The organism is Flavobacterium omnivorum, assembly GCF_900099915.1.
Classification (GTDB): Bacteria; Bacteroidota; Bacteroidia; order Flavobacteriales; family Flavobacteriaceae; genus Flavobacterium; species Flavobacterium omnivorum.
Genome location: NZ_FNDB01000020.1, coordinates 1 through 19,242, shown reverse-complemented (window position 1 = coordinate 19,242; position 19,242 = coordinate 1). Strand labels below are relative to the sequence as shown.

22 protein-coding genes and 1 pseudogene are annotated in these 19,242 nt (G+C 36.3%); 17 read left to right on the top strand and 6 right to left on the bottom strand.

All coding sequences use genetic code 11. The annotated features are described in order from the left end of the window. Position 1 precedes the first annotated feature (1 nt). From BLS90_RS14565 to BLS90_RS14540, 6 genes are all read left to right on the top strand, one after another. Entirely contained in the window at positions 2-517 is a 516-nt protein-coding gene (locus tag BLS90_RS14565) for an HORMA-1 domain-containing protein (protein ID WP_091258920.1), read from the top strand. Beyond that, positions 517-1,401 (top strand): ATP-binding protein, encoded by an 885-nt coding sequence (locus BLS90_RS14560; RefSeq protein WP_091258918.1) that lies wholly within the window; start codon positions 517-519, stop codon positions 1,399-1,401. The genes BLS90_RS14565 and BLS90_RS14560 overlap by 1 nt, the downstream gene beginning before the upstream one ends. Then, entirely contained in the window at positions 1,398-2,243 is an 846-nt protein-coding gene (locus tag BLS90_RS14555) for an SMODS-associated NUDIX domain-containing protein (protein WP_091258916.1), read from the top strand. Before BLS90_RS14560 ends, BLS90_RS14555 begins: the two co-directional genes overlap by 4 nt. 185 nt (positions 2,244-2,428) lie before the next feature. Continuing rightward, on the top strand, positions 2,429-3,034 hold the full coding sequence (locus BLS90_RS14550; protein WP_139171440.1) for a hypothetical protein: 606 nt from the start codon (positions 2,429-2,431) through the stop codon (positions 3,032-3,034). Between the two features lie 246 nt (positions 3,035-3,280). Continuing rightward, the gene (locus BLS90_RS14545) at positions 3,281-3,568 is read left to right on the top strand and encodes a DUF6922 domain-containing protein (RefSeq protein ID WP_091258912.1); all 288 of its coding nucleotides are present in this window, start codon (positions 3,281-3,283) and stop codon (positions 3,566-3,568) included. A gap of 71 nt (positions 3,569-3,639) precedes the next feature. Continuing rightward, positions 3,640-3,864 carry a metallophosphoesterase family protein gene (locus BLS90_RS14540; RefSeq protein WP_091258910.1) on the top strand — a complete coding sequence of 75 codons (225 nt, stop codon included), beginning with the start codon at positions 3,640-3,642 and terminating at the stop codon, positions 3,862-3,864. Here the strand turns inward: BLS90_RS14540 and BLS90_RS14535 are convergent. Then, a complete protein-coding gene (locus BLS90_RS14535) occupies positions 3,861-4,625 on the bottom strand; it encodes an XRE family transcriptional regulator (protein ID WP_091258988.1) in 765 nt (254 codons plus the stop codon). The two genes, BLS90_RS14540 and BLS90_RS14535, sit on opposite strands and share 4 nt — an antisense overlap. An 88-nt stretch (positions 4,626-4,713) precedes the next feature. Here BLS90_RS14535 and dinB point away from each other — a divergent pair, with 88 nt between their 5' ends. The 11 genes and pseudogenes from dinB to BLS90_RS16935 all read left to right on the top strand — a co-directional run bounded on the left by dinB (position 4,714) and on the right by BLS90_RS16935 (position 16,349). Continuing rightward, positions 4,714-5,895, top strand: coding sequence for a DNA polymerase IV (gene dinB, locus BLS90_RS14530; RefSeq protein WP_091258908.1), 1,182 nt, complete (start codon positions 4,714-4,716; stop codon positions 5,893-5,895). A gap of 4 nt (positions 5,896-5,899) precedes the next feature. After that, positions 5,900-8,956, top strand: coding sequence for a DNA polymerase III subunit alpha (locus BLS90_RS14525; RefSeq protein WP_091258906.1), 3,057 nt, complete (start codon positions 5,900-5,902; stop codon positions 8,954-8,956). 308 nt (positions 8,957-9,264) lie between these two features. Beyond that, positions 9,265-9,891, top strand: a complete 627-nt coding sequence (locus tag BLS90_RS14520; protein ID WP_091258902.1) for an alpha-ketoglutarate-dependent dioxygenase AlkB family protein — start codon at positions 9,265-9,267, stop codon at positions 9,889-9,891. A 320-nt stretch (positions 9,892-10,211) separates the two neighbouring features. After that, on the top strand, positions 10,212-10,652 hold the full coding sequence (locus BLS90_RS14515; RefSeq protein WP_091258900.1) for a DUF1810 domain-containing protein: 441 nt from the start codon (positions 10,212-10,214) through the stop codon (positions 10,650-10,652). A 175-nt stretch (positions 10,653-10,827) separates the two neighbouring features. After that, on the top strand, positions 10,828-11,586 hold the full coding sequence (locus BLS90_RS14510; protein ID WP_091258898.1) for a metallophosphoesterase: 759 nt from the start codon (positions 10,828-10,830) through the stop codon (positions 11,584-11,586). 171 nt (positions 11,587-11,757) lie between these two features. Next, entirely contained in the window at positions 11,758-12,333 is a 576-nt protein-coding gene (locus BLS90_RS14505; RefSeq protein WP_091258896.1) for a hypothetical protein, read from the top strand. A gap of 1 nt (position 12,334) precedes the next feature. Further along, a complete protein-coding gene (locus BLS90_RS14500) occupies positions 12,335-13,285 on the top strand; it encodes a nucleotidyl transferase AbiEii/AbiGii toxin family protein (protein ID WP_091258894.1) in 951 nt (316 codons plus the stop codon). A 1,274-nt stretch (positions 13,286-14,559) separates the two neighbouring features. Beyond that, positions 14,560-14,982: a DUF6943 family protein gene (locus BLS90_RS14490; protein ID WP_091258891.1), complete on the top strand. Its 423-nt coding sequence runs from the start codon at positions 14,560-14,562 to the stop codon at positions 14,980-14,982. A 108-nt stretch (positions 14,983-15,090) separates the two neighbouring features. Then, positions 15,091-15,345, top strand: a pseudogene (rhuM, locus tag BLS90_RS17375) (RhuM family protein); the annotation flags it as partial. Positions 15,346-15,571: 226 nt separating this feature from the next. After that, complete coding sequence (locus BLS90_RS14480) at positions 15,572-16,093, top strand: 3'-5' exonuclease (RefSeq protein ID WP_091258886.1); 522 nt, start codon at positions 15,572-15,574, stop codon at positions 16,091-16,093. Between the two features lie 28 nt (positions 16,094-16,121). Further along, on the top strand, positions 16,122-16,349 hold the full coding sequence (locus BLS90_RS16935; RefSeq protein WP_175455498.1) for a hypothetical protein: 228 nt from the start codon (positions 16,122-16,124) through the stop codon (positions 16,347-16,349). On the opposite strand, the gene BLS90_RS14470 is transcribed toward BLS90_RS16935, so the two are convergent. The 5 genes from BLS90_RS14470 to BLS90_RS14445 form a co-directional block, all read right to left on the bottom strand. Then, positions 16,350-16,574 carry a hypothetical protein gene (locus BLS90_RS14470; protein WP_091258984.1) on the bottom strand — a complete coding sequence of 75 codons (225 nt, stop codon included), beginning with the start codon at positions 16,572-16,574 and terminating at the stop codon, positions 16,350-16,352. 10 nt (positions 16,575-16,584) lie between these two features. Continuing rightward, positions 16,585-16,980, bottom strand: a complete 396-nt coding sequence (locus BLS90_RS14465; RefSeq protein WP_091258884.1) for a DUF5675 family protein — start codon at positions 16,978-16,980, stop codon at positions 16,585-16,587. Between the two features lies 1 nt (position 16,981). Further along, entirely contained in the window at positions 16,982-17,737 is a 756-nt protein-coding gene (locus BLS90_RS14460) for a hypothetical protein (protein ID WP_091258881.1), read from the bottom strand. Positions 17,738-18,666: 929 nt separating this feature from the next. Then, positions 18,667-18,909, bottom strand: coding sequence for a transposase (locus BLS90_RS14450; protein WP_220083884.1), 243 nt, complete (start codon positions 18,907-18,909; stop codon positions 18,667-18,669). Positions 18,910-18,944: 35 nt separating this feature from the next. Then, positions 18,945-19,242, bottom strand: a 298-nt coding sequence (locus BLS90_RS14445) for an IS30 family transposase (RefSeq protein WP_139171439.1), incomplete at its 5' end; no start/stop codon positions are given.

Here is a 19,242-nt window from a genome sequence, read left to right as displayed (position 1 = left end):
TATGTACAATACTAAGACAAGTACTAATACGTATACGGTTATCGATATTCGTAAAACATTTGAAAATTGTGAAGCAGACATTAGAACAATAGCTAGAAGAACCAATAAATGGTCAACTGAGTATGTTGATAAAATTATGCACGACATAATTAAATTAGCCGAGAATAATTACTTGGATACTGTTTCTATTGCATTGAAACAAAACTCAAATGACCATACTTTAAGAGCAACAAAATTTTCTATTAATGCAGATGGTAATGCAACAGATAGCGCAAGACCTGGACAGAATAATGATTGGGAGAATATTGACAATACGTATCTAACATTGTATCTCTCTTACTCCTCCAAATGGCACGGTCTATCTGAACAACAAAAGAAGGATTTTCAAACCAACAATTATTTTCGACTTAGCTGGTCAGCGACTACTGATGACACTTCATTTTCACATCTTAGTTCCGGAAATGCACAACTATACTCAAGTAAAGGATACGAACTTCAAAAAACAAATTTTAAATAATGGCTGCAATATTTGATAACATAATGGAACTTCCAAGTAAAGAAGTTCAAACCCAGACCGATTCCTTAATTGGTTTTGAAAACAAATTCGAAAGAATTTACAATAATCTAAAACTGCTTTTAGACCAGGGCAGCCTTACCGATTGGAGTAACAAACACCATAAAGTTGAGTTACCCATAATACAGCAGTTAAAGGATAAATATCCTCTTATTATTCTAGCGGGTGATGCCGGTACTGGCAAAACGATATCTGCGATTTCAATTGCTGATAGGATGACTCGTGAATTAGGTAAAGAAGGATTTTTTCTCAAGTTGAGCACTCGTGTTCGTGGCGAAGGTTTGCATGGCGAAATGGGTAAACTAGTTAATGATGCATTTTCACAACTTAAAGAACAAGCCGGAAAGAAAAGAATAGCCTTTCTTCTAATTGACGAAGCAGATGCAATTGCGACCACAAGATCGACAAGTCAAATGCATCAGGAAGAAAAAGCCGCAGTCAATACATTAATTCAAAAAATTGACGTAATAAGAGAATTAAATGGTCGTGCCATTGTGTTTATGTCCACTAACCGCCTTCATTTTATAGATGAAGCAATTTTAAGACGTGCAGCTGTAGTCCTTGAATTTAAGAGACCAACCAAAGAGGAATGTGTTGAACTTTATCAAAAGAGTTTAAAAGGAATTACCTTTACTGTAGAACAATTAAACGAATTAGCAGAGTTGTCTCTAAAAAAAGACACCACCAAAATAGGATATTCATTTTCTGATATAAGATTGAAAGTCTTGCCGGAAGCTGTTGCCAAGGCATATCCTGATAAACCATTAACCTTTGAGATTATCAAAGAAACAATTATATCAATTCAACCTAGTCCTGAGATAATATGATAAGAAGAATAATTCAAACAATAATAGCCATTGGTTTTATAATCTATGGCTATTTCCAAATGTCTGGTTCGGAATACCAAAAAGACGTTGTAATTTTTGGTGTAATAGGTTTAGCTACTTTAATGGAGCTTCTCATTGAACATATTTTTATAAATCACAAAAGACTCTATCTATTATTGCAAATATATTTTCTCGCGTTGAAAGGTGAAAAAATCAGATTTTCAATGTCTTATTTATATATTATTAAAATAGACGATGAATACTTATTAGTGAAAAATTCAAATTATGGACATTACCAATTGGTTGGCGGAAAGTACAAACGATTAGAAGGTACACAAAGCTTACTAAAAGAAAAATTTGAGGCAATAGATGATCTCAAACTTCCGAATAAAGATTTAATGAAGGATGATTTTGCCATCTTTATTCCAGCTAAAAATGCTATCAAATTTCTAGATTGGTTTAATGAGGGTCAGAACCGTGAAATTAACCATTGGAGAGAATTTTACGAAGAACTTATAGAAGGCAAGGCCGAGTTATTATCAAAAGAGAACTTCCCATATGTCAACTACAATCTACTTGGTAGAGTTACGACACCCGTAAAAAGAACAGCTGGTTGGAATTGTCCCGAAATATTGCAGTATGATATTTTAGAACTTTTACCAAACGTAGAACAACGCAAAGAACTTTTGGCATTGAAGAATCAAGGAGATACAGAGTACATAAAGTGGGCAGATAGAGAACTAATTGACTGTTTAGGGCACGATAAAAGAACTAAGAAGAAACTCTATGATATTGGTCAACATACAAAGTGGGCTTTAAACATGAAATGGAGTAAAGAATAATATAATTTATCATTTATAAATTGAATGTTTTTATAATATACTAAAATACAACACAGTAAACTTAAATATGCATAATAAACCAATCAACTTTATTATGCATATTTTGGTTTATTAAATAGGAATTATTTGCATACTCATTATATTATAAATTTAATAATTGAAATATATTACTAAATTTGAATTTTATGAAAAGCTATATGACACAGTGGAATCAGATCTATAATTATTGGAAAGGCTTAAATGTGCCTGAAGTGCAAATTAGGGATTTTATAATAGGAGAAAATACAATCAATTCACCTTGGTATGATCTAAAAGAAAATCGTCAGCAATATTTTCAGGAAACACCTTTAAAAGAGACTGCAAGGCATTTGTCAGTTACACTTAAAGACAAAGACCAAGAATTAATTGCAGCCTATAAAATTCTTGCTTATATGAAATACCATCAATCTCAAGCACTTTTTCATCCTCTAAAAGAGGTATTAGATAAATTTTATGTGAATCCCTTTCACGGATGGTGGCATTCACAGGCTCGAATAGTATTACCACATTCGGTTGACTACGATTACACAATACAAAGAAATTCCGATGAGGATTGGAGAAATACAATCGCAAATGCAGCCAAAACTTGGAAAGATATTGCAAAAGACTGGGCAATAATAAAAATCCCAGATTTCATGAATTATGATTCCCCGGAATACGAAGCATTTGAAACATTTTCCCAAAAGAAGCACGAGGAAAAAGAATATAGAGAATATCTCCGCCTAAAAGAAAAATTTGAAAATAATAATTAGAAATAACAATAGTCTGTTATTTAAAGTCCCGAAATATTCCCGTTAGAAATCAAACCTTAATTAGAATAACACAGGCAACCTCAATTATACTTATTTATGTTCATAAAAAAACACTGTTCACGTAAACGTGAACATGCAAACAAAGTGAACAAAAAAACACTCAATTTTTCAAACACTAGAATCAAATCATATTTTCGTATTACGAAATGAGCATAAAGGAATTCGATATAAACACAGTTGAAGCATATGAAAGAAAAAGTAAACATAGCAACTATTTTTCCAAAACACTTATTTTGGGATATGGACCATAGTAAACTAAATCTTTCCAGAGATAAGGATATTATAATTCCAAGAGCTTTGTTTGCAACTACCACAGAAACTTTTATTACTGATATCGAAAAGTTAGAACAATTCTACTCCAAATCGGACATTCTAAAGCACCTAAAAAACACTAAAGAACGTATTAGTAATAAAGTATGTGAGCTTGTCGCCAAAAGATATGACGTTGAAACTTTTGCACGCTTCAAATTATAATGGAAAATATTCTCTAAAAATCATGTTTTAGTGGAAAATAAAATCCATTTATTAAACTTAGAGTCCCACTAATGGAAAATAATATCAAAATTCAATACTGTTCAGACCTCCACTTAGAATTTTTAGACAACCGAAAATGGGTTTTGGAAAATCCGATTATTCCAAAAGGAGATATTCTTATTTTGGCGGGTGACATTGTACTTTTTAGAGAAATACACCAACATCAAAAATTCCCCGCTCTCCGAAGTCTCCAGAATTCGGTATTCCTTTATAAGGATAGCTTCATTTACATCTAATGCTTAATTTTTAAATCCTGAATCTCTCTTTTCAATTCCAAAAATAAATCTTTTACACTTGCAGTTTCAGAGATTTCGGGCTTCCTGTCATTTCGCCCAATACTACACTCATATTCCCAAATCTCAAGAATATCCGAAGCCTTAACTTCATAAGCGGGATAAAAACTATTGTCTGATGCTACAACGAGTGCATTCTTTTTGTTTTTATTCAATCGTTTATAAACCATACCCTCATTTTTGGTTATAAATATATAAGTCTTTCCATCCATTACATCTCCCAACTTTTCAATATAACGCCCAACGATGATGGAACCATCCTCATGAGGAGGCATGGAATCTCCTTCCACCGGAAAACCCCTGTGCTTTCCCGGTCCCAAAAACGGTAGAGAAATGTGTTGCAGGCTTTCTATATACTCAGGATCGGCATAACCATTCAAATACCCGGCTTTTACTTTTTGTGTAACGACTTCAATAAAATTCTCCCCATCTTTATCAACAGTGATCGGCAGTACCAATCTATTATTTTCCAATTGTAACAAATCATCCATCGGAATTTTTCGAATATCCACGGAAAGCAACAGGTCAATACTGATGTGATAATAATGGGCAATTTTCTTCAGTATTTCATACGGGGCTTCCGAGGTTCCGTCTTCATATTTGACATACCTGCCCCTGGTTATCGCTAATGCCTCCGCCAGCTTTTCCTGCGAAATCTTTTGTTGCACCCTAAGGTTCCTGATGTTGTCGGAAAATAAAGACATAGGTATTTTGTTATAATTTGTAACAACAAATATAATCAAATTTGTTATCATCTGTACTAATTTTGTAACGTATAAAAAAGAAAAGAAGATGGAAAGAACAATTGTACACATGGATTTGGATACTTTTTTTGTGTCCTGCGAGAGACTGGGGAATTCAAAACTGGAGGGAATCCCTTTGATTATTGGTGGCGGAGATCGTGGTGTGGTGGCTTCTTGTTCCTATGAAGCCCGGACTTTTGGAGTGCGTTCCGCTATGCCTATTAAAATGGCACTCCGCCTCTGTCCGCAGGCTAAAGTGATGAAAGGTGATATGGAATTGTACTCCAAATTATCACATGACGTAACCGAAGTCATTCAAGAAAAAGCACCAATTGTTGAAAAAGCCAGCATCGATGAATTTTACCTCGATATTACGGGTATGGATAAATTTTATGGGGGCTACAAATGGACCAACGAACTGGCACAATCCATTACTAAAGAAACAGGGTTACCCATAAGCTTTGCACTATCGATAAACAAAACGGTTTCTAAAATTGGTACCGGCGAAGCCAAACCCAAAGGAAACTTAGAAATACCCGAGAATATGGTACGGTCTTTCTTAAATCCGCTTTCAATTCAAAAAATACCCATGGTGGGCGATGTGACTTTTCAACTGTTATCCCGGATTGGAATCCGCACGATTCAGACACTTTCAGAAATGCCTGCAGAAGTATTGCAACGGATGATCGGTAAAAACGGCATCGACATTTGGAAAAAAGCCAATGGCATCGATAACAATCCGGTGGAACCCTATACGGAACGGAAATCTATTTCAACGGAGCATACTTTTAGTCAGGATACCATTGACATTCCAAAACTAAAATCGATACTTATCGGAATGGTGGAAAAATTAGCTTTTCAGCTGCGTTCGGAAGAATGGTTGACTTCCACTGTGGTCATCAAAATACGCTATTCTAATTTCGACACCGAAACTAAACAATGCAAAATAGCCTATACCTCCGCCGATCACATGCTTACCAAAACCGTTACCGACTTATTTAATAAAGTATACCAGCGTCGCATGAGACTCCGTTTAATCGGAATTCGTTTCAGTGGGTTGGTTCGTGGAACCTATCAAATCAATTTATTTGAAGATACCGAAGAAATGCTGTCGCTATACCAAGCCATGGATAAAATGAAAAGCCGGTATGGTTTTGATGCCGTGATGCGGTGTGCCGGAGCAAGCTTCAAACCAAATAACAAGTCGGAAATTTTAAAACGCAAATTATAACATAATGTACCTCAACTGTCATTCCTTTCATTCCCTGCATTATGGCACCATCCCGCTGTTGGATCTCGTCCAGCAGGCTGTTGTTTGTGGGGTAAAAACAATGGCATTAACCGATATCAATACCGTTACTGGCATCTATGATTTCATAAAAAGCTGTGAAGAAGTAAATATCAAACCACTCGTCGGAATAGAATTTCGTTGCAACCATCAACTGCGTTATATCGGCTTGGCTAAAAATGCCGGTGGGCTAGCCGAAATGAATCGCTTTCTGACCAAACATAATTTTGAAGGCACTGCCTTACCATTGGCAACACCTTCATTTAGTAACGTCTGTATTATTTATCCTTTCGAAAATAAGCCAACGGAATTAAAAGACCATGAATATGTAGGCATTACTCCCGATCAGCTTCCGAAATTATTTCTTCCGGAATGGAATGCTTGGCTTAACAAAATGGTGGTTTTACAATCCGTCACCTTTCGGACTAAAAGAGAATTCAACCTGCATAAAATACTGAGAGCTATTGATACCAATGTTATTTTATCAAAATTGACTGATGCTGATTATTGCAAGACGTCCGAAGTAATGATTCCTTTGGAAGAATTGCTCGTAAAATTTGGGGAGTATCCGCAAATTATCGAAAACACCCAAAAACTGATGGATCAGTGCCATTTTGAATTCGACTTCAAAACACCCAAAAATAAAAAGTATTATTCCGGGAGTCGGGAAAATGATAGGCAACTTTTGACTAAACTGGCTCAGGAAGGTTTATTCAAAAAGTACGGTGCCGATAATCCGCAAGCAACAGCAAGAGTGGAAAAAGAATTAAAGGTGATTCACCAATTGGAATTCAGTGGCTATTTCCTGATCACGTGGGACATCATTCAATTTAGCATGAGTCAGGGCTTTTTGCACATTGGTCGGGGCAGCGGTGCCAACAGCATTGTGAGCTATTGCCTCGGCATCACGGACATCTGCCCTATTGAACTCGATTTGTATTTTGAACGCTTCCTCAATGTGAACCGCAAGAGTCCCCCCGATTTTGACATTGACTGGTCCTGGAAAGAACGCGATACCATACTCCGATACATTTTTGATAAATACGGTGCGGATCATGTTGCCTTCTGTGGAACAAATGTCGAATTTAAATACCGCTCCATCTTCCGGGAAGTGGGTAAGGTTTTCGGTTTGCCAAAGGAAGAATTGGATGCATTGGCTAAAAACCCAATGCAATTGCATGATACTAATAAAATCGTGAAGCTAGTGCAGGAATACGGGATGCTGCTCGAAAAATACCCCAATCAACGCAGCATGCATTCCTGTGGAATCCTGATTTCCGAAGAACCCATTACCAATTACACACCTTTGGAAATGCCTCCAAAAGGGTTTCCAATCGTATTGTTCGACATGCACATTGCCGAAGACATTGGTTTTGAAAAGTTTGATATTCTGAGCCAAAGGGGAATTGGTCATATCGATGACAGTGTGAAGTTGATTGAGAAAAACAGGGGAATCAAAGTCGATATCCGGGATACTGCTATATCAAAAAATGAGGCCAAGGCGAATCATTTTCTAAGCCATGGAAAAACAATTGGATGCTTTTATATCGAAAGCCCGGCAATGCGCGGCTTATTGCGCCGTCTAAAATGCGATAACTACAAAACCTTAGTAGCAGCCTCCTCCATTATCCGCCCGGGCGTAGCCCAATCCGGTATGATGAAGGAATACATTTTCCGACACAACCATCCCGATAAGTTCGAATATTTTCATGAGGTGTTCAAAGAACAGCTCGGAGAAACCTATGGGGTGATGGTCTATCAGGAAGACGTAATTAAGATTGCGTTACATTATGCAGGGCTTCCCGCAGCCGATGGGGATATTCTGCGCCGTGCCATGAGTGGTAAAGGACGTTCCAAAGCAGCATTGCAAAAAGTGAAAGACAATTACTTTGCCTGCTGTGCCCAAAAAGGACATCCCCTAAAGTTGAGTGAAGAAATATACCGACAAATCGAATCCTTCGCTGGCTATTCTTTTTGTAAAGCGCATTCGGCTTCCTATGCGGTAGAAAGTTACCAAAGTCTGTACCTCAAGGTCTACTACCCTATTGAATTTATGGTAGCAGTGATCAATAATCAGGGTGGTTTTTACCGTACCGAAGTGTATGTGCATGAAGCCAAAATGTCGGGAGCAACCATACAGAATTCCTGTGTAAACAAAAGCGACTATGAAACTACGGTATACGGCATCGATGTTTATTTGGGTTTTATGCATCTGGAAGGGTTGGAAAGTAAGTTAGCACATTTTATAGTTAAAGAGCGGGAAGAAAAGGGGAAATTCAAATCATTGGAAGATTTCATCAACCGCATTCCAATAGGCATTGAAGGCATCCAAATTTTGATTTTTATCGGAGCCTTCCGTTTTACGGGAAAAACAAAAAACCAATTGCTGGTGATTGCCCGACTCATTCTGGTCAATTTCAAACCCGAGAACAGAAATGGGATGCTTTTACAGGAACCAATAAAAGAATATGAACTGCCCATACTCGAACGCTCTCCTTTTGAAGATGCTTTTGATGAAATCGAGCTGCTGAGTTTTCCGGTCTCCTGTACCCCATTCGATTTATTGCAGACCAAATATCGGGGGGACGTAATGGCGAAAGATTTATTAAAGCACCATAAAAAAACGGTAAAGATGCTGGCCTACCTCATTTCCAGAAAGCACGTGCCTACCAAAATGGGAGCCATGTATTTTGGAACTTGGGTAGACATAGAGGGCGAATATTTCGATACCGCACATTTTACAAAAAGTCTTGAAAAATATCCGTTCCAAGGCGGTGGCTGTTACCTGCTTCTGGGAACTGTTGAAGTGGACTATCATTTTCCTACCATTACAATTACCAAAATGGCGAAAATGCCGTTTCTCCCAGATCCACGGTATTCCAACACTTCGGACAGACAATATAAAGTGCATGAACAGATTCGGGAAGATGTAAGCATGACCCATCGGGCACCGTATCCACAGGAACATGAAATTAATTTACCAAGGCAAAAAATGAATACATGATAACGAATAAACCTTACCCATGGCTCTAATTAAGCAAACCGTCAGTACGACGGTAGAATTTTTTTACCAAAAAAAGCAATAAAATGACATTTATGTCACCCTGAGCGCAGTCGAAGGGCTACATAATAAAAAACGTCAGTTCGAGTGTTTTTTGTGGAGTGAAACGGAACAAAAAATGTCCCGATAGCTATCGGGACGAGAACCTTTAGAAGATAAATTTTTCCTCAGTTTCAATAGAAAATCGTATCGAGAACAAAAAAACAGCATCAATAACCATTTCACCCAACAGCTTAATACCCTTATTCAAAATGATACTTTTCAATGACACAGAAATATTTACATCAGGCAGTGGCGGAAAAAAAAAATTTGACCTTCCGGATACCGAACTCATGCTATACGACAATTTTTTCACCAAAGAAGAATCCGACAACTATTACACTACCCTACTCAACAACACGCCATGGCAGGAATATGCTATGGAAATTTACGATAAAACAGTTACAGTACCAAGAATGATTTCGTGGTATGAGGACAGCGACAATCTAGGTGCCGATGGGACCAAGCCTGACTGGACACCCGAATTACTATCCATAAGAGAAAGAGTGGAAAAAGAAACACAGGTTAAATTCAACAGTGTTTTGCTAAACCTGTACCGCAATGGCAAGGATGGTGTGGCATGGCACAGCGATCGCGAACAGAATTTTGGTACCGATGCAATTATTGCATCCGTAAGTTTCGGCGAAACCCGTATGTTTCGATTACGCCATAAATTCAGGAAAGAGATTCCTCAGGTAGAAATCCCCTTGCATCACGGTTCGCTTTTATTGATGGCAGGAACAACGCAAAGCTTTTGGCAGCATCAAGTACCAAAAACAGCAAAAGATATTCTGCCGCGCATTAACCTCACTTTCAGGCAAGTTAAGCGTCAGTTATAACAAATTATCGACTTATTTACTTAATAAACAACTAAAGGTTAAATGTTAGCGGGGTCGAATTCCCCTCTTGAGAGAGCCTGTCCCGTTTTTAAGACGGGAGGTTAGGGGTGTGTTTTTGTTAAAATACAAATTTTTCATTTTTTAAACCTACTCTAAAGTATTCACAGTCGTTAATAATTGCAACAAAGTCTGAGTTTATTAGACTTAATATTGGTTTTTAAGTAAGTAACTCGAACAAATTATTAATATACACCTTGGATGAATTCTAAATAAATTATTAATTTAGTGATACGGTATACTGTAGCACCTAAAATAGAAAAATGACTGATAACAACGAATTAATCAAATTTTTAGACGCACAAAATCAAGTGTATCTACAGGCACTATCGGAAATAAAAAATGGTAAAAAAGAAACCCATTGGATGTGGTATATCTTTCCTCAAATTAAAGGACTCGGTTCCAGTGAGACTGCACAATATTACGGAATCAAAGATTTAAATGAAGCTAATGCCTATTTACAACATCCCATCCTAGGTAAGCATCTGGTTGAAATTACTGAGGGAGTATTGAACCTCAAAGGAAAAACGGCAACACAGATATTTGGAACACCTGACGACATGAAATTACGATCGTGCATGACATTATTCACAAACGTTGAAAATGCCAATCCGGTATTTCAGAAGGTATTGGAAAAATATTTCAATGGATTATCTGATGAACTTACACTACAATTGCTAAACATGATAACTCGAAAGGAATGATGGAATTCCATAATGGAGGAATGACTTGCTTTTATAGATTGGCTTTATTAATGTCCAGTTTTGCAAGTATCTACGGAAAAATAAAATCTAATAAATCGATTACCAAAACTCCCAATCTACTTTCTAGAAAGCAATAAAAGTACTAAAATCAAGACAAACATTTTTTTAATTAACTATGAAAATCCAATACTGCTCCGACCTTCACTTAGAATTTTTAGACAACCGTAAATGGGTTTTGGTAAATCCTATTATCCCCAAAGGAGACATTCTAATTTTGGCGGGAGACATTGTGCTTTTTAAAGAAATACACCAACATCAAAAATTCTTTGATTATGTTTCCAATCATTTTGAACATACCTATTGGATTCCTGGCAATCACGAATATTATAATTCGGATATTTCTAAAAGAAGTGGTTCTTTTGAGGAAAAAATCAGAGACAATGTAACTTTACTGAATAATATGGTAAAAACCATCAATGGAGCAAGACTAGTATTTTCAACCTTATGGTCACACGTTTCGGTAGCAAAACAATTTATTATTGAACAAAGCCTTTCGGATTTCCGAGTAATTCGAAAAAATGAAAAAAGACTAACTGTTGAAGATTATAACCAACTCCATCTGGAAAGCAGATTGTTTTTGGAAGAAACATTCCAAACCAAAACAAATGATCCAACTATTGTTGTAACCCACCACCCACCAACTTTTATCAATTATCCAGAGAAATATGCCCATAGCGACATAAATGAAGCTTTTGGAACAGAAATGGCATCAGTTATCGAAAATAATGAAATAGATTATTGGATATATGGCCATCATCATTGTAATGTAGAAGATTTCAGCATTGGCAATACAAAATTAATTACCAATCAATTGGGATATGTAAAATACAAGGAGAACGAAAACTTTAATAACAGTTGTGTGATTTCAATATAAACTACTAAAAAACAATATAATAATCTGGTCTTCGAAGTCTCCCATTGCATAAAACAGAAAGTCATCTATTATACTGAATTAAAGACAAGTGCATATGGTATATGAAATATGTTTTGCATGAATTTTCAATAAAAATATATTCAATAAAATAATATTTACTAACTTTGCCTCATGAATAAGTTACAAGAACTAAAAAAACACCTAAAACGAGGTAAGGTTTACCGCAGGGCTGATTTGTCCAAGTGGTCAACTTCCGTTGACCGCCATCTTGACGAACTGGTTAAAGAAGGTACTTTACAAAAACTTTCTCAAGGCTTATACTTTTACCCAGAAGTAACGGTTTTTGGAGAAGCACCACCTGAAGAAGAAGTTTTGGTACGTTCCTTTCTCAAAGACTCTCGTTTTTTGCTTACTTCTTTTAACGCTTACAATGCACTTGGCGTTGGAACAACACAACTTTACAATCAGAAAACCGTTTACAACCACAAACGTCATGGCGATTTCAATCTGGGCGGAAAAACATTTTCTTTTAGAGTAAAACCACATTTTCCACGTAAAGCTACATTGGAGTTTCTATTAGTTGATCTGCTTAACAACCTAGACCAACTTGCAGAAGACCCGAAGGAAGTAGTCTCCAAAGTGTGCTTTAGGGCAAAAACAATGGATCAAAGAAAGCTAAAAAAATCACTACAAGAATATGGTAGTGCAAAAGCAAAAAAACTACTAGAACCAGTTGTAACAACCTGATATGAAAGATTATTTACACAACCATAAAGACTTTGCTGCGTTATTGCGTATTGTAGGAACAGAATTAAACATCGAGCCAGGACTGATAGAAAAAGACTATTGGATCATGCATACTTTACATGGTTTAAAAAAGCAGGGATATCAATTCGAACTCAAAGGAGGTACTTCCCTTTCCAAGGGCTACGGAATAATACACCGTTTTTCTGAAGACATTGACATCCATATCAAGCCACCAGCAGAAATGGAAATAAATGAAAACCCAAACAATAATAAGCCACGCAATATTCAAAAAAGAAAAGACTTTTACGATGGGTTAGCAAAGGATATAAAAATAAACGGAATAATATCTGTAACACGCGATAAAACTTTTGATGATGTAAGACAATACCGTAGCGGTGGTATAAGGTTACATTATGAAAGTAAATCTGAAGCTGTTGAAGGTGTCAAAGAAGGGATTTTATTGGAAGTTGGATTTGATACAGTAACGCCGAACAACCCTCTAACAATAGCATCTTGGGCATACGACAAAGCAATACAACAAAAAGTAGATATAGTTGACAATCGGGCAATAGACATTGCCTGTTACCATATTGGCTACACTTTTGTCGAAAAATTACAAACAATAGCAACCAAATTCAGGCAAGAACAAGAGGATAAGGAAGAGCGACAAAATTTGATGCGTCAGTACTATGATGTCTTTAGCCTACTAAAAGAGGACAAAGTAAAAGCATTCATTGGCACAGACGAATATCAAAAACACAAAGTAGCACGCTTTCCACCCAAAGACTATGAGATACCCATTGCCAATAACGAAGCGTTCTTACTAAATAACCCAGAACTTAGGAAACGATTTAGAGAACGATATAAAAAGACCGCAGCACTGTATTACAAAGGTCAACCCGACTTTAATGACCTACTGGCTGAGATTGGTAAATGGGTTGGGAAGTTATAGCTAAAAATTTCAAGACTAAGATGCGGTGATTATTTCGATTTATCACCGCATTTTTGCGGTAAATACAAAGTGGAATAAGCAATAAGCAAGAGGTGCTTCGGATTTTAATAATGTTTATTTAAATGGATTATTAATTTTTATAAACCTATTGGATACAGTCTAAATGAATTCAATATTATTATAGTAGTGTTCAAAAGAGTATTAAGTATTTAAAATCACGGGCAATCTAGCGGTCTCACTTCGGTCGTTCTCTTTGTTCCGTTCGGCAGCTCCAGTCAGTCGTCCCCGCCGCGGCGGGTCCTCTCTCCATTCCGCAGACACTACGCAGCACAATAAAAATAGCAGCTTGAAAATAAGCAGCTATTTTTATTGCGCCGCTTCGTTCCTCATCTTCACACGTTCTCTACCCTACGTTCGGCGGGGCTACTACATCCACAATACCGCTTCATTCCGTTTCGCTCCCCCGCCGCGGCGGGTACGTTCCACTGCATTCCAGCCGTATTATGTCTGTCGCCCCTGGTTGTTTCAGCGGTTGCTCCTTCGCACAGCCATCGGGGTTGGCTCCGCTCCCTTCTCTCTGCGTCTTACAATACCATTCCAAAAAATCATAACTCATAATTCACAATTCATAATTAATTCGGTCGCTTTGCCCTAAATCAAGGAACTCCGCCGAAAAGGCGGTTGATTTTTATTTTTTTCCCGCCGTTTCACGCTCGCAGTACTTCTCTCCACTTCATCCCGCAGAAAAAGCGGGACTACGCTTCGTTCCCGTCCTGCGGTGGCTGTTCGATTGCCGCAACCCCGCCACTGCGCTCCTCGAAAAATAATAATTTCCGCTATCGCTACAATCATTATTTTCTGCGGTGCTTGGGGGTGTTTGATTCCCGTTTCCAAAACAACTCTCCCGAAAAAGGGGTAACAACAACATCAGTCTTCGAAAAAAAATAAAAAAAGAAAGTAAAGGTAAGTTCCGGTTTTATAAAAAATGCAAGTTCAAGCCCTCCGGGTTTTAGAAAAAATCTCCACCCTTTAACCTGAATTCATTTCAGGTTCTTTTTTATAAACCAATCTCCGATTCTCAACACTTTTTCGATTATAAGTCGGGTAGTATTTTTTCTAAAAAACTAGATTTTTTAAAAACCTCTACTTGAGTGACGACTTTCTTTTTTTCTTTTTTCTTTTTTGAAATATTTTAGGAAAGGCGGTTTCTACAAATTCAGCATTCATAAAAAACGGAAAAACAGAAGAAAAACTAACTTTTAAATTCCGAAACCATGCTAAGTTTCATTATCAAAACCCACCAAAAAGACACTGTTTACAGAGGAAACCACATCTTTATTCTCAATAAAGGGATGAATAGCGGAAAACCTCAAAAAGAGCCATTTACGAACAGCTTTGTAATCCAATTTTCAAATCCAGAAGATACAGAAACAGTGTATTGGTTGGCCTACAGTCTTTGGAAAGCAAAATTCTGGCACCAATCTCTGATCGGATCCGTAATTCCTTTTTTACGTATTTATGATTTTAAAAAAGGGTTTAATTCAAAAGTAAATAAAATGCTGGAGGAACACGAACTGCACAAAAAACAAGTTCAGGCGTTGAGGTTGTTGGAACAAAAAGAAGATCAATTGCATCAGAATATTGTCCTTATAAACGAAATGAAGAAAGTGATTTTGAAACGGTATTGTGGCAAATAAATATACAATTTACATTATTTATAATGACGGATAATCAGACAAAAAATCAACTTGGCGACAATTCCGCCAAGTTCAGCTTGAAGGAAGAAGCGCGGTAGAAAGAAAAACGGCAACGTAAATTTGGATATGATAATTTCTATAAGATATAGAGTTAAGTCCCCTATAGGTATTGGATTTAGAAAATGGACCAACAGACAGCTAAAGATCTATTTAATAAAAGGATATGCTGTAAATACCAGAATTATTAAATACCAAAAAGGAAAAATTGTTGACTATCATATTACGCTGTGCGTATGTTATTATATTATGCAAATATCTGAAATGATTAAAAATAAAAGGGAATGGACTGAAAATAATTATTGAAGATATTGCCCTAATAAATGAAATGAGAAGAGTTGTTTTGCTCCGATATTGCAAAAAATAATTAAAAAATAAAACTACCCACATAAAAATAATAAAGACATTTTGTTATTTTTGGTCTCTCTGAAAATCTTAATTTTGGATTTAAAAGGTAAATTATAAGCTTCTGAAATTATCATAAAACTAAGTAAAATATGGCTTTCAATAAGTTTAATAAAAGAAAAAAAACATGAGTTATATTGTAGTTGATATAGAAGCAGACGGACCAATACCAGGAGATTATTCGATGATTTGCTTTGGAGCTGTTATAGTTGATGAAAATCTAGACAAAACCTTTTATGGTAAGTTAAAACCAATTTCCGAGAATTTTAATCCTGATGCGCTAGCAATTTCAGGATTTAGCAGAAATGAGACCTTAGAATTCAACGACCCCGTTAATGTGATGCTGGAGTTTGAAGAATGGATTCAAAATAATTCCAAAGGAAAACCAATCTTTATTAGTGATAATAACGGATTTGATTGGATGTTTATATGTTGGTATTTTCATCACTTTATCAAAAGAAATCCATTTGGTTATTCATCAAGAAGAATTTCAGATTTATATTGTGGATTAGTAAAAGACACTTTTGCACAATGGAAACATTTAAGAAAAACGGCACCCACTCACAATCCAATAGATGATGCGAAAGGGAACGCAGAGGTATTACTTCATTTGAGAAATGAGATGGGACTTAAAATATCTTTAAAATAATAACAAAGGAACGAGACTTTTATAAAAAATGCCCAATCCAATCGGAATGGGCATTTTAATGTCTAATCCTAGGTCACAACAACTGGAATTAGACTATTTTTTGTGCTTCTTAATGAAAAATTTGAGTACTAAAGATATTGTAAAACTAACAAACGCACCAACAGATGCTAGTACAACCGTTTTTATAACATCTTCCGAATGCAAATTCGGCAATACACTTAAAAATGTACCGCCAGCGGTACCTATTAATGTATGATTACCTGCTTGCATTACTTTTTTCCTGAGTTGTAGTCAATTGACTTACAGCCGATAATACGCCACCAGCAACAGCCAAATATCCTCCTATTGAACTAACAACAATTGGCAAAGCAATTGGCGCGGCCAAAATAGTTCCGCCAACTGCAGCCAATGCCAATCCTATATTTCGAAGCACTTTAAAAAATTTCGGAGTTGGAGCTTTTGCTCTTTTTACTATATTCATAATTAGAATTTTAAGATTGAACAATTAATAAAACCTTTTCTTCTCGCTCCAGAGTTTTGTAAACTAAATTTTTCAATTTAACAAAAGCTTGTCGCGATTGAAGACCTAAACCCGGCCCGGAGAATTTAGTTACGGGAGCAATACAACCATTTAATTCTTTTTGAGCATTATTGGCAGGATGAAACAAAATAAAACTTCTGTTTTTTACAGCAACCACCTCAATATGCCATTGAAATTTCCGACTGTAACGCTTTTTCAATAAATATTTCCCTTCCGGAATGCAGGAAACCCTTTTCTCATTATTTATCCAGGGTAATTCAATTGTACAACAGATGAATTTGCCCTCACATTCGAGTTTTCCGTTAGTTCCATCGGGGAAATAAGTTCTAGATAGTACCAAAACCATCCTACAATCCGCTTACTTGAACCAATGATAATGGATTATATGAACCATTTTTCAAAGGATACATCCTACCATTGACCTCTTGATAATACTCAACTCCAAGAGCCAAAAACAAAGGACTTACGCTGTTTGGTGTTACCGTATTCAAATGGTTGATGGCAACCGTTGGCGCAAAATCCCATGGGAGAATGGCAGTTTCTGAACTGGCAACAACGAAAGTTTCTGCTTCAAAATTAATTTCAGCTCCAGCTGAAATAATTTTAAAATGAGTAGTTCCACTTGGGGCTGCAATCATATTTGCTGGAACAAATGAAGCCAAATCAACGGAGATTTCCCCTGTAACTCTGTCAATCGCTCCCACAAAAGGAGCAAACAAACTGGTTCCCAATTTTCCACCGATGTTGAACTCAAAGCCCACAAGTAATTCCGCTTCACCATCAATCACATTACGCAATCCACGTTCATTAACCAAATCCGCTTGGATCACTTTGACCATGGCTTGGGTAAGTCGGCTCACCATTCTGTTGTCAGCAGAATTTAAAAGCAAGGTTCTCAATGCCGTTCTCAAAGTTTTTCCCGCCTTCCCTGCCCTTCCAAATTCGGAACCATTCTCACGCGTTCTCTGGAATGCCGGATCGTTCGCAATTCTGCTCGCATCGACGCCGCCTTTCTCACGCGCCAAGTGGCCATCTTTGGTTTTGTAAAAAGTAATATCCCCGATAGTACCTTTCAATTTAATTATACCTTTCTGTCTTGCCATAATTTCTAAAATTTAAGTTTGAAATAATCTAACTACTCCTCCATCCCGAATATTCGTTGCAACTAAATCTCGAATGATTTCAAACAAAGTTTCCATCAATTAAAGCACATTTCAAAAAGTAAATGTCAATAGTGGTACTAAAGGGTATATAATTACCCATTTTAATCACTTATTAAGTAAGTAGTTTTCATAACTTTGTGAAAGGATATGGTAATTAGATCCTAAGATGAGGTATCTCAAAGGCATAGCATCGGTATAGATAATGTATTAAAAATAAAAAGGTGATAGCAAGTAACATCAGGGTATGTATTTATCCAAAAGATGTACAACGTATTACTGGTAAAACATATAGACAAGCAAGGTTATATCTAAATAAGATTAAAGACAACTTGAATAAAGAGCCACATCAATTAATTTCAATAGAGGAATTTTGTGGATATTCAGGGCTTCAAATAGAACATGTTTTACGTTGTATAGTCGGATAGGATTTAAGGCAATTAAAAGTCTTCATGTACCTCTATAATGTAACAATACTTGTTCAATAAGCAGTTCAAATAATAATCCTAACTATTGCATAATCAGTAATTAATGACTATTTTTACATTGAATATAATTTAATGTTCTTTATTCATTTTTGATAGTGACCTATTTAAAGCCCTATCGAAACATAGTACAGCGTAAACCCTTATAGACATTGGCATAAGGAAAGAGAAACAAATCCCTCTTTCTCCGCCAAAAGCCCCTCAAAGAGGGGCTTTTTACATTTCAGTACTTTCCTATATTTACAAAATCCCTTATTTTTCTGCATCTAAGAGTTAAACCTTATTAAATTGTTCAATGAAGTCTATTTTCATTTTACACTTTAAATCGGATTCGACAGATACCCTATTTGGTACGGATCAATCCCAAAACCTGTGGAGTAGCAAAAATTACGCATAAATATTAGTCAGCCTAAAAAGGAAAAATGCAACGTTTCTCACACCCCTGAATTGACTTCTAAATGCTTTTATTTTTGCATTGAATGATTCCGTTGAGGCATTTGTGCTTCTATTATCAAAATAGTTCAATATTGTTTTGGAATGATTCATTATGGATCTGGAGATCGTATTGAAAGATTTAAACCCTGCTTGATTTACTTTCTCATGCCATTTGGCTAGTCTTGAAAGTCCAATAATTTTATCCGTTGTTTTTTTTTAATTAGCTGGATTCAAGTTACTAATGCAACTTTTTGGTTAAACATATAATTTGGTGTTTCAAAATTAAATCTTTTTCTCGGACGGTTATTTAATTTTTCTTGTATTTCTATAATTCTTTCGATGGTTATTTCTTCAAAAGAGGTCGATTTGGGTATATACTGCCTTATAAGTCCATTTAGATTTTCATTTGCCCCACGTTCCCAAGGACTGTAAGGATTTGCAAAATAGAAGTCGATTTCTAATGCTGTTGCGATTTCTTGATGCATTGCAAACTCTTTTCCATTGTCGGATGTTAATGTAAACAAATAC

What these genes read in the sequence shown, in the direction of transcription:
- BLS90_RS14505 (WP_091258896.1), top strand. Translation starts at nt 11,758, where the DNA reads ATGAATAAGTTACAAGAACTAAAAAAACACCTAAAACGAGGTAAGGTT.
- BLS90_RS14510 (WP_091258898.1), top strand. Translation starts at nt 10,828, where the DNA reads ATGAAAATCCAATACTGCTCCGACCTTCACTTAGAATTTTTAGACAAC.
- BLS90_RS14520 (WP_091258902.1), top strand. Translation starts at nt 9,265, where the DNA reads ATGATACTTTTCAATGACACAGAAATATTTACATCAGGCAGTGGCGGA.
- dinB (WP_091258908.1), top strand. Translation starts at nt 4,714, where the DNA reads ATGGAAAGAACAATTGTACACATGGATTTGGATACTTTTTTTGTGTCC.
- BLS90_RS14515 (WP_091258900.1), top strand. Translation starts at nt 10,212, where the DNA reads ATGACTGATAACAACGAATTAATCAAATTTTTAGACGCACAAAATCAA.
- BLS90_RS14560 (WP_091258918.1), top strand. Translation starts at nt 517, where the DNA reads ATGGCTGCAATATTTGATAACATAATGGAACTTCCAAGTAAAGAAGTT.
- BLS90_RS14540 (WP_091258910.1), top strand. Translation starts at nt 3,640, where the DNA reads ATGGAAAATAATATCAAAATTCAATACTGTTCAGACCTCCACTTAGAA.
- BLS90_RS14555 (WP_091258916.1), top strand. Translation starts at nt 1,398, where the DNA reads ATGATAAGAAGAATAATTCAAACAATAATAGCCATTGGTTTTATAATC.
- BLS90_RS14500 (WP_091258894.1), top strand. Translation starts at nt 12,335, where the DNA reads ATGAAAGATTATTTACACAACCATAAAGACTTTGCTGCGTTATTGCGT.
- BLS90_RS14490 (WP_091258891.1), top strand. Translation starts at nt 14,560, where the DNA reads ATGCTAAGTTTCATTATCAAAACCCACCAAAAAGACACTGTTTACAGA.
- BLS90_RS14465 (WP_091258884.1), bottom strand. Translation starts at nt 16,980, where the DNA reads ATGGTTTTGGTACTATCTAGAACTTATTTCCCCGATGGAACTAACGGA.
- BLS90_RS14480 (WP_091258886.1), top strand. Translation starts at nt 15,572, where the DNA reads ATGAGTTATATTGTAGTTGATATAGAAGCAGACGGACCAATACCAGGA.
- BLS90_RS14460 (WP_091258881.1), bottom strand. Translation starts at nt 17,737, where the DNA reads ATGGCAAGACAGAAAGGTATAATTAAATTGAAAGGTACTATCGGGGAT.
- BLS90_RS14525 (WP_091258906.1), top strand. Translation starts at nt 5,900, where the DNA reads ATGTACCTCAACTGTCATTCCTTTCATTCCCTGCATTATGGCACCATC.
- BLS90_RS16935 (WP_175455498.1), top strand. Translation starts at nt 16,122, where the DNA reads ATGCCCAATCCAATCGGAATGGGCATTTTAATGTCTAATCCTAGGTCA.
- BLS90_RS14565 (WP_091258920.1), top strand. Translation starts at nt 2, where the DNA reads ATGTACAATACTAAGACAAGTACTAATACGTATACGGTTATCGATATT.
- BLS90_RS14470 (WP_091258984.1), bottom strand. Translation starts at nt 16,574, where the DNA reads ATGAATATAGTAAAAAGAGCAAAAGCTCCAACTCCGAAATTTTTTAAA.
- BLS90_RS14550 (WP_139171440.1), top strand. Translation starts at nt 2,429, where the DNA reads ATGAAAAGCTATATGACACAGTGGAATCAGATCTATAATTATTGGAAA.
- BLS90_RS14535 (WP_091258988.1), bottom strand. Translation starts at nt 4,625, where the DNA reads ATGTCTTTATTTTCCGACAACATCAGGAACCTTAGGGTGCAACAAAAG.
- BLS90_RS14545 (WP_091258912.1), top strand. Translation starts at nt 3,281, where the DNA reads ATGAAAGAAAAAGTAAACATAGCAACTATTTTTCCAAAACACTTATTT.